Source organism: Actinoallomurus vinaceus, from assembly GCF_039542055.1.
Lineage (GTDB): Bacteria > Actinomycetota > Actinomycetes > Streptosporangiales > Streptosporangiaceae > Actinoallomurus > Actinoallomurus vinaceus.
This window is the reverse complement of sequence record NZ_BAABHK010000001.1, coordinates 323,970-337,614: the sequence shown is the minus strand read 5'-3', so window position 1 is coordinate 337,614 and position 13,645 is coordinate 323,970. Positions and strand designations below refer to the sequence as shown.

Annotated in this window: 12 protein-coding genes and 1 pseudogene; 5 read left to right on the top strand and 8 right to left on the bottom strand. The window is 68.3% G+C overall.

Annotation, left to right across the window (positions count from 1 at the left end; translation table 11 throughout):
• Nucleotides 1–10 precede the first annotated feature (10 nt).
• From ABEA24_RS01530 to ABEA24_RS01515, 4 genes are all read left to right on the top strand, one after another.
• The gene (locus ABEA24_RS01530; RefSeq protein WP_345428525.1) at nt 11–889 is read left to right on the top strand and encodes a metal ABC transporter permease; all 879 of its coding nucleotides are present in this window, start codon (nt 11–13) and stop codon (nt 887–889) included.
• Nucleotides 886–1,764, top strand: coding sequence for a metal ABC transporter permease (locus ABEA24_RS01525; RefSeq protein ID WP_345428524.1), 879 nt, complete (start codon nt 886–888; stop codon nt 1,762–1,764). The genes ABEA24_RS01530 and ABEA24_RS01525 overlap by 4 nt, the downstream gene beginning before the upstream one ends.
• Nucleotides 1,761–2,591: a metal ABC transporter permease gene (locus ABEA24_RS01520; protein ID WP_345428522.1), complete on the top strand. Its 831-nt coding sequence runs from the start codon at nt 1,761–1,763 to the stop codon at nt 2,589–2,591. The genes ABEA24_RS01525 and ABEA24_RS01520 overlap by 4 nt, the downstream gene beginning before the upstream one ends.
• Nucleotides 2,592–2,665: 74 nt before the next feature.
• Nucleotides 2,666–3,052: an SCO5389 family protein gene (locus tag ABEA24_RS01515; protein WP_345428521.1), complete on the top strand. Its 387-nt coding sequence runs from the start codon at nt 2,666–2,668 to the stop codon at nt 3,050–3,052.
• Nucleotides 3,053–3,351: 299 nt separating this feature from the next.
• Here ABEA24_RS01515 and ABEA24_RS01510 read toward each other — a convergent pair whose 3' ends face one another.
• From ABEA24_RS01510 to tatA, 5 genes and pseudogenes are all read right to left on the bottom strand, one after another.
• Nucleotides 3,352–4,140, bottom strand: a complete 789-nt coding sequence (locus tag ABEA24_RS01510) for a polysaccharide deacetylase family protein (protein ID WP_345428519.1) — start codon at nt 4,138–4,140, stop codon at nt 3,352–3,354.
• Between the two features lie 193 nt (nt 4,141–4,333).
• Nucleotides 4,334–6,265, bottom strand: a complete 1,932-nt coding sequence (locus tag ABEA24_RS01505; RefSeq protein ID WP_345428518.1) for a glycoside hydrolase family 15 protein — start codon at nt 6,263–6,265, stop codon at nt 4,334–4,336.
• Between the two features lie 104 nt (nt 6,266–6,369).
• Nucleotides 6,370–6,546: pseudogene (locus ABEA24_RS01500) on the bottom strand (DUF5999 family protein); the annotation flags it as partial.
• A 269-nt stretch (nt 6,547–6,815) separates the two neighbouring features.
• On the bottom strand, nt 6,816–7,136 hold the full coding sequence (locus tag ABEA24_RS01495; RefSeq protein WP_345428516.1) for a sec-independent translocase: 321 nt from the start codon (nt 7,134–7,136) through the stop codon (nt 6,816–6,818).
• 85 nt (nt 7,137–7,221) lie between these two features.
• The gene (gene tatA, locus ABEA24_RS01490; protein WP_345428515.1) at nt 7,222–7,470 is read right to left on the bottom strand and encodes a Sec-independent protein translocase subunit TatA; all 249 of its coding nucleotides are present in this window, start codon (nt 7,468–7,470) and stop codon (nt 7,222–7,224) included.
• A gap of 403 nt (nt 7,471–7,873) precedes the next feature.
• On the opposite strand from tatA, the gene ABEA24_RS01485 reads away from it, so the two are divergent.
• Nucleotides 7,874–8,626 carry a PP2C family protein-serine/threonine phosphatase gene (locus ABEA24_RS01485; RefSeq protein WP_345428513.1) on the top strand — a complete coding sequence of 251 codons (753 nt, stop codon included), beginning with the start codon at nt 7,874–7,876 and terminating at the stop codon, nt 8,624–8,626.
• A gap of 48 nt (nt 8,627–8,674) precedes the next feature.
• Here ABEA24_RS01485 and ABEA24_RS01480 read toward each other — a convergent pair whose 3' ends face one another.
• The 3 genes from ABEA24_RS01480 to ABEA24_RS01470 form a co-directional block, all read right to left on the bottom strand.
• Nucleotides 8,675–10,282 carry an FAD-binding oxidoreductase gene (locus ABEA24_RS01480; RefSeq protein WP_345428511.1) on the bottom strand — a complete coding sequence of 536 codons (1,608 nt, stop codon included), beginning with the start codon at nt 10,280–10,282 and terminating at the stop codon, nt 8,675–8,677.
• 305 nt (nt 10,283–10,587) lie between these two features.
• Entirely contained in the window at nt 10,588–11,613 is a 1,026-nt protein-coding gene (locus ABEA24_RS01475) for an enediyne biosynthesis protein (protein ID WP_345428510.1), read from the bottom strand.
• A complete protein-coding gene (locus tag ABEA24_RS01470; RefSeq protein ID WP_345428508.1) occupies nt 11,610–13,592 on the bottom strand; it encodes a CRTAC1 family protein in 1,983 nt (660 codons plus the stop codon). Before ABEA24_RS01470 ends, ABEA24_RS01475 begins: the two co-directional genes overlap by 4 nt.
• Nucleotides 13,593–13,645 lie beyond the last annotated feature (53 nt).

Genomic DNA, 13,645 nt, shown 5'->3' with positions numbered 1-13,645 from the left:
AGGGCCGACCGTGTACCAGACCTTCATCGAACCGTTCCGGTTCCCCTTCATGGCCCGGGCCCTCGCCGAGCTGATGATCCTCGGAGCGCTCGCCGGCACCGTCGGCGTGCTCATCCTGCTGCGCCGTCTGGCCTTCATGACCGACGCCCTGACCCACACCGTGTTCCCCGGCGTCGTCATCGGCTACCTCCTCGCCGGCGAGGGCGGGATCTTCTGGGGCGCGCTGCTGGCCGCGGCCGCCACCGCCGGTCTCCTCACCCTCCTGACCCGGAACCGGGCCGTCACCGAGGACACCGCACTCGCCGTCCTGCTCACCACCTTCTTCGCCATCGGCGTCGTGCTCGTCTCCCGCGAATCCGGCTACACCGCCGACCTGACGGCCTTCCTGTTCGGCCGGATCCTCACCGTCACCCCCCAACAGCTGACCGAGACCCTCGCGGTGACCGCGCTGGTCATCGCCGCGCTCGTACTATTGCGACGGCCGCTGCTCGCCCGCGCCTTCGACGCCGACGGCGCCCAGGCGGCCGGACACCGGATCGGCCTGCTGGACCTGGCCACCAACGCCATCGTCGCGCTCGTCGTGGTCGCCTCCGTACGCGCCGTCGGCACGATCCTGGTCATCGCGCTGCTGATCGTCCCCGCCGCCGCGGCCCGCGCGGTGTCCGACCGGATCGCGCTCATCGTGCCGATCGCCGCCGCCCTCGGAGCCCTGGCCGGGTGGGCCGGACTCACCGTCAGCTACGACGCCTCGATCCACCACGGGCTGCGACTCGCCTCCGGCGGCACCGTCGTCCTCGTCCTCATCACCTGCTACCTGATCGCGCTCGCGGCCGCGACCACCCGGCGACGGCGGCATTCGCCACACCCTGCACCGCAGGGAGCGCCATGACCGCCGTCGGCCGGGCGATCCTCGAGGCCGTGCTCCTCGGCACGGTCGGCGGCCTGATCAGCGTCCAGATCACGCTCCGGCGGCTGCCGTTCTTCACCCTCGCGATGACACACGCGACCTTCCCCGGCGTCGTCCTGGCCGCGATCGCCGGCATCAACCTCTACGCCGGCGGCGGCTTGTTCGGCGTCCTGATCGTGCTGGGCGTCCTGGCGCTGTCCCGGCGCCCGGAGCAGGGCACGAGCACGGCGATCGGCATCATGCTGTCGGCCGGCTTCGCGCTCGGCGTCGTCCTGCTGTCGGCCCGCGACGGCTTCTCCAAAGACCTGACCGCCTACACCGTCGGACAGATCCTCACCGTCGGGAACAGCGACCTGCTCGCCGTGACCGTGGTCGGTCTCATCGTCGTCGGCCTCCTGGCCGTCGCGGGTCGGCAGCTCACCTTCCGCGCGTTCGATCCCAGCGCGTACGCGGCCGCCGGATACCGGCCGACCGCAATCGACATGGCACTGCTGCTCACCGTCGAGGCCGTCATCGTCGTCGCCGTGCCCGCCGTCGGCGCGATCCTGGCCGTCGCCGTCCTCGTCGCCCCGGCCGCCATCGCCCGGCTGTGGACACACGACATCACGGCGATGACCGCCATCGCGGTGGCCGCGGGCGCTGGCAGCGGGCTGACCGGCGTGCTCATCTCCACCTCGTACGACGTCGCCGCCGGTGGCGCCATCACCGTCGTCACCGGGACCCTCTTCGCGCTGTCCCTGGCTGCCACGACGGCCCGGAACGCGGTCACCGCGCGACGCGGCCGCCGGCCCGCAGCCGATCCGGCCACCCCGGTCACCGCGGGGCCGCAGATGAAGACCGTTGAGGAGACCGGATGAGCGGGCTGTCCGAGCGGGCCCTGCTGGAACTGGTGCTCACCGGGGCGGTCTGTGGTGCCCTGGGAGTGCAGGTCGTGCTGCGGCGCCTGGCGTTCTTCACCGAGACCTTCGGCCACATCACCTTCCTCGGCATCGTCGCCGCCACCATCACCGGCACCGACATCAAGCTCGGCGCCGGCCTGGCCGCCATGTGCGCCGTCGCCGTGACCAGCCGCCACGGCATCGCGTCCCGACGGAATCACCAGCATGCCGGTGTCATGGTCAGCGGCGCCCTCGCGCTCGGCGTCGTGCTGATATCGGCCCGGCCGGGCTTCAGCAAGGACCTCACCGCCGCCCTCGTCGGCTCGCCCCTCACCGCCGGAACCGGCGACATCGCCATGGCGACCGTCGTGGCCGCCCTCGTCGCCGGTGCCCTCACGCTCGGACACAAAGAACTCGCACTCGCCGCCTTCGACCCCGGCGCGACAAGGGCCCTCGGATACCGCACCCGCCTCATCGACAGCGGTCTCCTGGCCCTGCTCGCCATCACCGTCATGACCGCCGCACCGGCCGTCGGCGCGGCACTCCCCCTGGCCTTGCTGATCGGCCCGGCCGCCTCGGCGCTGCTGTGGACCCGCCGCATCCTGCCCGCGACACTGCTCGGCGGCCTGCTCGGCGCCGCCTCCGGGGCGGCAGGCTTGGCCGTCTCCCTGCACTACCGCGTCGCGACCGCCGCCGGCACAGCCGTCATCTGCGGCGCCCTGTTCGCCCTGGCGGCCGCCACCAGCACCCTTACCGCCGATCAACGGCGGGCCTGCCCGTCACCTGCCCCGGCAACGAGTCTGTGACGCCACCGCTACCTGACCGTTCAGCCCGTCCGATCTACCGTCCCTGGCGACCCATCGATCCGACAGGAGAAACCATGTCGCTGACCGTGTCCCCGCAACTGCTCCAGGACGCCCATCGCGGCGACGTCGACGACGCCGCGTTCGTCGACTGCATTCGTACGTCCCTGCCCTACGGCTGGCAGGTCGTCACGGGCCTCGTCGACGAACTACGGGACGGCGGTGGCGAGTTCGCCGACAATCAGACCCCGCCGCCGGACGAGACCGCCCGCGGCCAGCTCCTGCGGATGATGGCCAGCGACGCCATGCGCTCCGCCCTCGAGAAGCACTTCGACGTACGACTGGCGTTCCAGAACTGCCACCGAGTCGCCGTCTTCCGCCCCGGCGCCGACCGGGCATACCGGGAGTTCGTCACAGCCCGCGCCCAGATCCTCAACCAAAAACCCGAACTGGTCGACTGCTGACCCGTCATCCCAGAAGCTTGGAATCTCAGTCCAGGCCGATGAAGGTGAACGTCCGCGGGCAGAGCTTCTTGGGGGAAGGGGTCGGCCCACGGACGTTCACATGTCCGGCGCGGCTTCGCCGTACCCCGGATGGCCTCCCGCAAGCAGCCTCGGAATCGCCCTCGTACCGACCGCGCTGGAACTCCACCGCGTCACCCCACCTGGAAGACGGGGGCGTATCTGATCACACGGGCGTTGCCCGCTGATACCCGGCGTCGAAGGGAATGGAGCAGGCACCGCGTCATGCCGAGGTGGATTGGTCAGAGGGCGACGAAGGTGAGGCCGCGCTGCTTCAGCGCGGGGATGACCGTCCGCAGCGCGCGGATGGTCTCCGACCGGTCGCCGCCGCCGTCGTGGCAGAGCAGAATGTCGCCCGCCTGCGCGCGCAGCAGCCGGTCCGTGATCGTCATCGTGCCGGGGCGGGCCCAGTCACGTGGGTCGACCTGCCAGTCGATGCAGATCATGGCGTGTTCGGCTGCGACGTCGATGATCTGCTGCGACCATGCGCCGCCCGGAGAGCGGAAGAACTTGGGTGCCACACCGGTGACCTGCGCGATCCTGTCGTGCGCGCCGCCGATTTCCTCCCGGATCCGGGCCGCCGCGAGGTTGGGCAGGTTCAACGGGTGCGTCACCGTGTGGTCGGACACCTGATGCCCGTCCGCGACGAGCCGCTGGACCAACCGCGGTTCTTCGGTGACCTGCGTCCCGATGAGCGAGAACGTCGCCGGAACGCCGAACTCGGCCAGCAGATCCAGCATCTTCGGGGTCCACACCGGATGCGGGCCGTCGTCGATGGTCAACGCCACCGCGTTCGGCGGCGCCGCCGGTTGGAGGTCGTGCAGGTTGTGGATCGGGCGGCGCAGCGCCTGCAGCGGCTGTCCGTGCGCGTAGCCGGGATCGGGCCGAACGGTGTGGGCCGCCTTGCGTACGTGTCGCGGCGTCGTCGTCGCGTCGGTGCCGCGGAGGAATTCGGGCACCGCACCGGCCGCCAAGCCGGCGCCCGCAGCACCGATCGACAGCAACACCTGACGCCGGTCCAGCTTCCTCATACCGATCCCCACCTACCGACACGACTACTGATCCATCAGCTAGGACTCCCCGGTCCATCGACGAGTTCGGACTGTGCCCTCACCGTGTGCCCGTAACCCGCCGCTCGCACGCCAACAGCACCTGCGCTCCTCACTGCTACTGGCGAGCGGTGACCATCGCACTCCGGGCGGGGAAGCCGCGCGCAGAAGAGCCTTACCGTGCCGCCAAGGCGGCGCCGCCGACACCCACGCGGTCCGCGGCCGTAGGCGCCAGTGGTCGGTGCGTCAGGAGCGGGTCCGGCCGGGAATGACGGTGGCCGTGGGTTCGTCCGCCGTCTGCGTCGCGGATGGCGGACGCGGCGTTGATCAGGCCGATGTGACTGAACGCCTGCGGGAAGTTGCCGAGGGGTTCTCCGGTCGAGGAGTCGACCTCTTCGGCGAGGAGGCCGACGTCGTTGGCGTGTGAAGCGGCGGTCTGGAACACCTGCTCGGCGGGTGCGCGCCGGCCGGTGAGGGCCAGTGCGTGCGCGAGCCAGAAAGTGCACAGGAGGAAGGCGCCTTCTCTCCCCGCGATCCCGTCGCAGGTGTCGTAGCGGCGGATCAGCCCGCGTGAGTCTGCCAGCCGGGTGGCGATGGCCGCGACGGTGGCCCGTACCCGGGGATCGTCGCCAGGCAGGAATCCGACGATCGGGATGGTCAGCGCGGACGCGTCGAGTTCGGTGCCGCCGAACGCCTGGGTGAACGTGCCGGTCCGCGGGTTCCAGCCCTCCGTGAGGATCGCGTCGCGGATCTGGGCGCGGGTACGCCCCCAGTCGTCGACGAGGGCGGTGGCCCCCAGGACGGGAGCCAGGGCGATCGCCCGGTCGAGCGCGACCCAGCACATGAGCTTCGAGTGCAGGAAGTGCCGGCTCGGCCCGCGGGTCTCCCAGATGCCCTGGTCCGGCTCCCGCCAGCGACGGGCGGCTGTTTCGGCCGCGCCACGGAGGAAGGCTCGTGTGACCCCGTCGAGGTGCTGCTCGGTCGCGTCGCAGGAGAGCCGGTGGGCCGCGTCGAGCATCTCGCCGTAGATGTCGAGTTGTCGTTGCCGCCATGCGTCGTTGCCGACGCGCACCGGTGTGCTGCCACGCCAGCCGGTCAGGTGGGGGAGCGGCCGTTCGGTCAGGTCACATTCGCCGCCGATGCCGTACATGATCTGCAGGTCCACGCCACGGTCGAGCTGCGTGGCCGCGGAGCGGGCGAGGAAGGTGAAGAACGCGGCCTGCTCTCTCTCACACGCCGATGCGGTGGTGAGGGCCTGCACGGTCATGCTGGCGTCCCGGATCCAGGTGTAGCGGTAGTCCCAGTTGCGCTGTCCGCCGACGTGTTCGGGCAGGGATGTGGTGGCCGCGGCGACGATCGCTCCCGTGGGGGCGAATGTCAGGGCGCGCAGCACCCGTCCGCTGTGTCCGACCTTGTCCTGCCAGGGTCCCCGGTAATCCGTGTGCAGCCGGGACCAGGAGCGCCAGCCCACGATCGTGTCCCTGATGCGGCGGTGGATGAGCCGTGGGGTCCAGCACGCCGACTCGGTCTCCCAGACGGGGCGGGCATCCAGGGCCATGCCGAGGCGGTCCCCGGCTCTGAGCGTGACCGCGGTGTGCGCGGTCGAACCGCGCACCTGAAAGTCGATGGGCGTCGACAAGGTGAGCACCTGGGCGCCGCCATGGGCGATCAGAGCGCCGCGCCGGCGTTCCAGCAGGGGGTGGACCAGCCCGAACTCGGGGCGGGGCGCATAGGTCACCTCCAGGTCGACACGCCCGTCGACGCAGATCGCCTCGCGCAGCAGGACGCCGGGGGAGGACACACCCAGCCCGTGCCCGCGTTCGTGTTCGCCCAAGGCCAGCGCGTCGACGAGCACGACCGTGCCGCCCGGGCAGTGGAAGGTCGTCTCCAGGACGAGAGTGTCCGGCAGGTACCTGCGGGTGACCTCCGCGGGCCCGGACGGGCGGATGGACCAGTGCCCGGCGTCCTCATCCAGCAGCCTGGCGAAGATCGCCGGACTGTCGAAGCGGGGCGAGCACAGCCAGTCCACCGAGCCGTCGGAGGTGACCAGGGCGGCCGAGCGGCAGTCGGACAACAGGCCGTGATCGCTGATCGGCCGGGTACTCACGCCGCATCTCCGCACTCACAGCAGTGACATGCCGGCTTCCGCTGTGGACCGTGCCGCGCCATGCGGCGCGACCGCGCCTCCGGTACGGGCAGTCGGCGGACGTCGGAAGGGCGGTGCGGTGGGACGGCACCGCCGTCCGGCAGGAACTCTCTGGTGTCGTCGAACAGGACGACACCGTTGCACAGCAGGCTCCACCCCTGCTCGGGATGGCGGGCGACGGTGCGCGCGGCGGCCCGGTCGACGGCGTCGGCCGGCGGGCAGTGTGGTCGGTGGCAGCACATCGCGTACCTCCAAAGGTCTTCGGCGATCGGCGATTCCGAATCGCGCCCTCAGTGAGAGATAGGCGCGCTGGTTACAGCGGAAGACGCGGCCCGGCCGGCCGTAACCCCCCTCTCTGTGGCCGAAGGGCCGCGAAGGCGGACATGCGATGACATCCACCCCAAGAGGTGAGCAGGACGGTCGAGGTGTATGTCTCGTCGGCCTGATGACCGGCCGGGGTTCCCGCGACACCGGCCACGCGGGCGCCATGGCGACCCGGTCAGCGTCCGCCTCAGGTGGCGTCGGTGTCGTAAGGCGGGCGCTCACCGTACGGGAGAAGGGGTCGGTCATCGTACGGATGGCGATCACCATCGAGATCGTCGAGCAGATGCTTTTTGACGAAGCGGCGCGGGTGGAGGTCCATGAGATTCAGGTCGGCATGCTCAGGTCCGAGCCCGGCCTTGATCTCGCCCGTGGCGACCTCGGCCAGCCGGCGTACCTGGCGCAGCGTCTGCGCGGCCTTGCGGGCGACCGTTGGCAGCTGTTCCGGGCCGAAAATGATCAATGCCAGCACCAAGAGCAGCACGAGTTTCACGAACCCGATGTCGAACATGGTCTGGATCTTCCTCGGCAGATCGTCACGCCGACCCTGGCGTCACGGATCAAGAGCGTTTCCCGCTGGCGCCCGGGGCGACGGTTCAGTCTCGTCGTACGCGCTGCTCCGGCGGCGGGAACGGTTCGAGATCGGAATCGACCGCCGTCTGCGAGGCGGCGTTCACGCTGCGCGCCGCAGGCTCATCGTCGCTGTTCAACTCGCTGACCTCCGACTTGAAGATCCGCAACGATCGTCCCAGCGAACGGGCCGCGTCCGGCAGCTTTTTGGACCCGAACAGCACCAGTACCGCAATCGCGACGATCAGCCAGTGCCACACGGACAGCTCCCCCATCGTGGTCTCCCCTCTTGTGTGTGCCGACACCTGCAGCGCACGCGCGGATGCACTCACTGAGAGATAGACCGCGAGGTTACGGCCCCGTACGCGCCGTCACGAGCAGGTACTCGCTGACCGTCGTCCCACTGGACGGCAGAGCGGCGTCTTCGCTGTAACCCACGCGCCTATCTCTTACCGAAGACGCGATACAGGTCGCCGAGATCGTGTCGCCTGCGGCACCGAAAGCTGATCACGAAGGGAATCAGACGAACGTGGAAGCAGAGCGGAGGATGTCAAACTGCCGGGCCGGGCTGCGGCTGATCGCAGCCGCCGGCCGTCCGTCTGCACCCGGTCGCCGTCCGTCCTGCGGCTCGCGGCAAGTCCGAACGCGCCATCGGGCGTGATCTGTAGGGTTGCCCGCATGACGATCGGGATCCGTTACGCCACGCGGTCAGATGTCGGGATGTTGCGTGAGGAGAACGAGGATTCGGCATACGCGGGCAGGCGTGTCCTGGCCGTCGCCGACGGCATGGGAGGCCACGCGGCAGGTGAGATCGCCAGCGCGGCCGTGATCGAGGAATTGCGCGCGGTGGACGTCGACGTCCCCGAGGACGACCTTGTCGCCACGCTGGAGGAGGCGGTCCGCCGGGCCAACCAGAAGGTGCATGGCCTGGTCGAGGCCGATCCGTCGCTGCAGGGGATGGGGACGACCCTGACGGCGATGCTGTGGTCGGGGGCGCAGCTGGCACTCGTGCAGATCGGGGATTCACGGGCCTATCTGCTGCGCGACGACAGCCTCTATCAGATCACCCATGACCAGACGCTCGTGCAGACGCTGCTGGACGACGGGAAGATCAACGAGGAGGAGGCCGCCACGCATCCCTTCCGCTCGATGCTGCTGCAGGCGCTGGACGGCCGCTCCGACATCGCCCCCGACCTGCAGTTGCGCGGCGCGCTGGTCGGCGACCGGTATCTGCTGTGCTCCGACGGCCTGTGGGACGTGGTCTCCCCGGAGGCGATCCACAAGGCTCTCACCGGCATCACCGATCCTGACCAGGTGGTCGGCGACCTCGTTGAAGCGGCCAACGCCGGCGGCGGCCCCGACAACATCACCTGCATCGTCGCCGATGTCGTCGACCTCGGCGAGCACGACGCCGGCCTGACGCCGGCCTGATCGCCCGCGTGGCATCAGGGATGCCCATCAGGCCGGCCAAAGTCCCGGCTACGGCAGTTGCACGGATTGCCGGTGCCGGAAGAAGTTCCTCGGGTCCCAACGCCGCTTGATCTGCTGGAGGCGTGGATAGTTCTCCTTGTAGTACAGGGTGTACCAGGGCGTGCCGGACCGGTTGTACAGCGGGTCGGACAGGTCGGCGTCCGGGTAGTTCACATAGCAGCCGTCGGTCACGTCATTGGGCACCGGAACGCCGCCCGTGTCGGGGTACAGCGAGCCATAGGTGTCCCTCGCCCAGGAGATGTGCACGTCGTCCTGGGTCGGGTCGTGCCATTGTGCCGAGAAGAGCATCTTGAACGCCGCACCGCGGTGCACCGACGCAGTCGCGGTCGGCGCCACCGCCCTGGTCCGCCCGCCATAGGGCGTGAACTGCACGCCGACCAACGGATTGTTGATCGTGGGGGCGTTCAGGCCTTGGTAGAGCGCAGCGAGCTGTTGGTCGGGAAACACGCCGCGCATGAATGTCGACTTGAACTCGGCGCGGTACGTCGGATCGTTCTGGGCGGGGTTGGTGGTGCCGTTGAACCGCGTCGCTTCCAGCCACGGTAGCCGGATGGGCTCCGCGAACTGCGGCTTGGGGCTGTGCTCGGTCATCGCGTTGGTGAGCGCACCGGTCTTCGCCGACACCCCGTCGGTGATGTATCGCAGGTAGTCCGCGAAAATCTGCTCCGCCCCGGGCACAGTCGCGTCCACCTGTGTGATCAGGCCGAGCTGCCCGTTGGACCGGTGATTGAGGATCAGATAGCTGGTCACGGCGCGCAGCGGATTATCCGCATCGCCGTTGTGTACGTGCCAGCTGGCGTAATTGCGGGCGAGGTTCATGAACGCGGTCTGGTCGATGTCGTTCCAGGACCAGGCGATCGCGCTGAGCAGCAGCTCTTTGGGAGGCTGGGGCAACAGGCCGCGTGGATCGGTTCCGGTCGCGCCGGGCGAACGGAACCAGTATCGGGTGACCACCCCGAAGTTGCCGCCACCACCACCGGTGTGCGCCCACCACAGGTCGTGGTTGGGGTCGTTCGGGTCCCGCGTCGCGACAACGGCGTGTGCGCGGCCGTTCCCGCGGACCACCACGACCTCGACCGCGTACAGGTGGTCCACCACGAGGCCGTGGTCGCGGCTGGACGGTCCCCAAGCGCCGCCGCTGACGTGTCCACCCGCGGCGACCGAGTAGCACAAGCCGGCCGGAATGGTGACGCCCCACTCCTTATACATTGTCTCGTAGATTTTTAGGAGCGTTGCGCCGGATTCGACCGCGACTGCGTTGCGTGCGGGGTCATAGTACGTTCTGTCCATTTGCGACATGTCTATGACGATTTGGACGTCCGGACTGAAGATGAAGTCCTCGAAGCAATGCCCGCTGGAGATGACGGTCAACCGCTTGTCGTTGTCGACCGCCTCCTGCACCACCTGCACGACCTGCTCGGTGGAGTTGACGATGCGAACGGACTCCGGTGCGCCGATGTACCGCTGATTGCCGCCACGCACGCAGTCGGCGTATTGCGGATCGTTGGGCGTGACGGACGCCGCCGGCGACACATGGGCTCCGGCAGCGTCGTCGGGCATCTCACCGGCCGACCCGCCGACTACCTGTTCGTCCATGGCAGAGATCTCCCTTTTCCGAGCACCCCGGCGTATATCCCAAGCCCACCCGGTATTGCACAAATGAGCGAACTTGCGACGCATTGACAGTATCGAACCGTGCCGAGGAACGCTGGAAGTCCTGGGTGTCAGTTCTGGCCACGATTGGCCGTGTCCGCGGAGGCCCGCCGGCCCATATCAAGGAGTTCGCCGACGAAGATGGAGTGATCGCCCCTGTCGTGGGTGGCGATCACTCCAGTCCGGTGAGGCGGCTTGTGATCAGTCGATGAGGGCGAACCGCATCGATGCCGCAGGGCGGTGCTCGCTCATGCTTGCGCAGCCCCCACATCCGTCGCCTCCGGCACCCGGACCGGTCCTTCTCCGGTCACCAGGGTGGCGTCGGACATGCGCCGAGAGCGCGAACGCTTGATGAAGTGGGCGCCCCACAAGCCGAGGCCGCGGACGCTGCAGACGATCACAAGTGCGAAGAAGAGGGTGTAGGTGACGTTGAACTCCATCAGAATCCCGTAGACGACCGCGACCGAACTGCCGAACATGAACTGGGCGCGCGCCTTCGTCGGCGTCGTTCCCGGGTCGGTGATCATGTAGTTGCTGAAGAGCACGAACGCGACCCCGGTCATCGTGCCGAGCGCGGAGAAGAGCGCGACGTCCCAGATGCCGTGCCGGACGAAGGCCTGGATGGCGAAGCCGCCCATCCAGCCGACGATCAGAGGCACCTTGCGGGTGAGCATGGCGTTGAGAACGGTGCCGGCGGTGATGATGATGAATGGGATCATCACGCGGAAGTAGGTGTTGGCGTTCTCGGTGAACTCATACGGCGGCGCGATGCTGACCCAGCTGCTGAAAAAGATCAGAACCGCCGTGATGCCGAAGTTCGACGGGTTCATGAAGTGCCGCATCCGCCCGCCGACGGGTGCCTGAAACACGTGCTTGCCCGCGACACCGACGAACACGCCGACGATGACCGGCAGGATCTGGTTGTTGGCGTAGATCAGCATGTTGACTGCGAGGGCCGTGATGTGCGACGGCAGCAGGAACTCGTACATGCCGCGTGGTCCCGCGCCCAGGAACCGCGGCCGTCGCCGGTACGCCCACGCGCTGATCAATTCGAGCGTGATCTCGGTCGTGTACCCCGTCAGCACGGCGATGATCGGCCATATGTAGGGCTGCTCGAAGCCGAGGAGGGTGTAGCCGAAGACGTTGAAGATGCTGATCGACAGTGCGAAGTTGCGCAGTGCGAGATACCGCGGATCCGGCTTCGGCTTCGCGGGTCTGACCGTCGCGCTCGACGGAGCGCTGTCGCCCGCAGGGTGTTTCAAGACGGCGGTCATCGGCTGGAAACCTCCTGAACGGTGCCGGTGAGCACGAGGTTGTGGACGCCGGGCATGAGCGAGAGCTTCTGCTGGTGCAGGGCTCCGTTGACATCACGCCACCGAATGTGGACTGAGACGGGGCCGGCGTACGGACCAAGCCCGAAATGGACGTCGAAGCTGCGGAAACCGACGTGGCCGCCGCCACCGTCGAGCTGTGAGATCTGGGTGCCCTGCGGCGTCGTGATCTCCACTGTGGCGCCGTAGGCGGGAGCGCGGATCGCCCCCAGGCCGTTGCTCGCGTCGGCCGGGTTGGTGGACGGGCGGTAGAGCTTGAGTTCGAGGGCGTTGCCGCGGTGCGGCGCCGTGTTGGCGTAGAACGCCGGAGGTCCCCACTGCCGGGCCACCGCGAAGTCCAGTGTGCCCGTGCCGGTCGTGTCGCCGGTGGCGACCGCGCGAGTCGGAGTCGGCACCGCGAGGCCCAGCGCGGAGCTGATGTTCACGTAGGCGCCGCTGGAGTTCCTGACATAGAAGGCGAGGGCCTCGTGGCCCGAAACGTCGTCGCCGGGCTGGAAGTTGGGCCACATCGCCGGGTTGGACAGCAGATCGTCGTTCATCGTGGCCGCCTCCTGCAGCCAGTTCCACCGGCTGACGCTGCCCTTGATGAAGCCGTCGGTCTGGACCACGTCCTGCTCGCCGGCATTGAGGAAGTCGCCCGTCTTGACGTCCCAACACCAGCCGGTCCACGCCAGACCGTACTGCTGGGCCTCCTGTGTGAACGGGGCGGTCCCGCTGCTGAGCTGCCGCGCCATTTCGGCATCGTTCTTGGCCTGGTTGACGAAGACGAAGTTGCTCTCCTGCAGGCCCCAGGGGACGTTGATGTTGCTGACCAGGAAGTCGAACTTGCCCTTGCCGTTCAGGTCGGCGAAGTCGACGCCCATTCCCTTGAAGGAGCCGTTTCCGAGCGCGAACGACTTCGGGGTCGTCGGGTTGCGTACCCCCTTGGCCTCGATGAACTTGATGCGGCCCGGGGTCGACTTGTTGTAAAGGAAATGGCCGTGGCCGAAGTCGTTGGCGATGTAGACCTCGGGCAGAGCGTCACCTGTGAGGTCGGCTCCGGCGATCGCGAGCGACCAGCCGGTGGAGACCTGGAACGGGATCGCGTTCTCCTGCTCGACATAGTTGGCCCGCGGGTCGGTGCCCGACGCCGCGCTGACCCAGCGCAGCACGTGATCGCCGCCGGCGTTGTTCCCGGAAGAGAGGCTGTTGGGCATCACGACGTTCTTGAGGCCGTTCGGGTCCAGCACGTCCGAGTCGGGCCAATAATTGCCGACGACCATCGACGGGTGCCCGCTGCCGTCGAGATCGCCGATGTACACGGCGTCCGTGTTCCAGCGCGGGCCGTGGTACTTGCCGTCGAGCGATCGTGCGGGCACGAGTTCCCGCGGCGCGTACGCGCTCGGTGAAGGTGTCTTTGCGTCCGACTTCGGCAGGAACAGGATCGGGGTCCGTCCCCAGTACGTCACGAGGAAGCCCATGCGGCCGTCGCCGGTGAAGTCGCCGGGCGCACAGCCGGTCGGTGCCATCGTGTCGTCGTACGGCAGCGGTGCCGCGTCGAGGGTGAACGGGGTGAACCGGTCGCCTGCCGGCGCTGTGGGCGTGTAGGTCACGATCACCTTGTTGGTCCGGGTGTCGACGACGCACATGCCGTCCGCGCGGCCGTGACCGGTGACGTCGTTGATGGCGATGCTGGCCCCGACCGCGGAGATCCAGGAGCGGATCTTGTAATAGGCCGGGTTCACCTCACGGATCGTGTTCATGTGCTGGTTGTCGTAGCCAGGTGGCAGCGTGATGGGCAGCTCCTGGAACTTGTACTTCGCGGCGGCCTGTGCGCCGCCGGATACCCCGACCGCGCCGTTCGCGCTGATGGACAGCGACGTGCCGACGACGACGACCAGCACTCCCGGCACCAGCCGACGGAGACGCTCACGTAGCCTCACTGCTATCTCCTCTCGAAACGACGTTCATGAAAATGTGGGGCGTCTCATCGAAT